Here is a 1,314-nt window from a genome sequence, read left to right on the forward strand (position 1 = left end):
CGGCTCCACCAGCCGGTGCCAGGGCAACCTGACCTGGCACACCAAAGACCGGGCCAGACGCAGCTGGGTATAGGCCACCAACACGATCCAGGACCACCGATCCGCCGATCGTGGGTCCCGTAGCCGAGGCGCGTTCCAGCCCACCTGCTGCTTGAGGAAGCGGAAGGTGTGCTCGATATCGAACCGGCGCAGGTACGCCCACCACACCCGGTCCACCTCGTGTGGGGCCAGCCCGATGTGCGAGGACCACAACCACAACGGCTTGGGAGCACGCCGCGAGGGCAAAGCCTCCACTTCCAACAGCACCAGGGTGCCCTCGATCACCGGCAACTCACCGGGATGGTCGGCCCAGGCCGCCCGGTGGGTCAGACGGGGGTGCATCCGATCCCAGGAGCGCACCCTCGCGCTTCCGTAGCGACGGGTAGGGGTGCTGGCCTCCGTCGCCGGTGCGGGCCAGGTGTGCGGGGCCGACATCCGCAGCGCAGCCCCGTGCTTGGCCGGGCGGCCCGTAGCCGAGGGCGGCAGGTGCTCGGCTGGGCCGTGCAGCACCCGGTCCGAGCGCAGCCGGCCCACCACCTGGACGGGCAGGTCGGCCAGGAGGTAGGCCAGGCGGGGTGCATCATAGCCAGCGTCGACCACCAACATGATGTCGGTGTCCCCGTCGTGGTGGTGGCCCGCGGCGACCAGCCGCGCGATCAGGCCACGGGCCTGATCGGCGGTGAAGGTGGTCTCGTCTGCTCCCGGTGGCAGACGCGCTACGTCCAGCGGGGCGGTCCAGGAGGTGGAGCCCTCTTCCAGGGCGACGAGCATCGAGTAGGGCCAGCCCGGGACCATCTCGGTTTGTCCGGTACCGCGCCCGTAGGTGTGGCACCAGGAGCGGTCGGGGCTGGTCCAGGCGTCCGGGCGTAGGTAGGGGGACACATCGGCGGCCAGCACGAGGCGTCCGTGGAAACGGGGTAGGGGCAGTTCAGCTAGGTGCTGGCGTAGTCGGTTGGTGTCGATACGGCCTTGGTTCAGGGCGGCGTAGGCCGAGCCGTGGCCGCGGCGGTGTTCGGGCTCCAGCGAGAGTTGGGCCAGGTGGTGGACAGGGGCGGGAGCGCAGATCAGGGCTTCGCAGACCTCGAACAGGGCGTCTGGGCGGTGGGTGAGGCAGGCGTGGACCTGTTCGCGGAATCGGGACAATGCCGACAGTGACTCGACAGGGGCGTGCTGGTGCAGCAGACTCATGGTGACGGCCTTCGGGTTGGTCATCAGCGTCTCGACAGCGCACATGATCACGCGAAGGCCGTTGTTGTGTCCGGGGAACGGGAAAGC

1 protein-coding gene is annotated in these 1,314 nt (G+C 69.3%); it reads right to left on the minus strand.

Going from position 1 to position 1,314, the window contains the following annotated elements; genetic code table 11:
• Positions 1–1,251: NF041680 family putative transposase (locus ACYVD1_RS34695; protein WP_460778713.1), on the minus strand; the 1,251-nt coding region annotated here is incomplete at its 3' end.
• Positions 1,252–1,314 lie beyond the last annotated feature (63 nt).

This window comes from Nocardiopsis nanhaiensis (assembly GCF_054778635.1).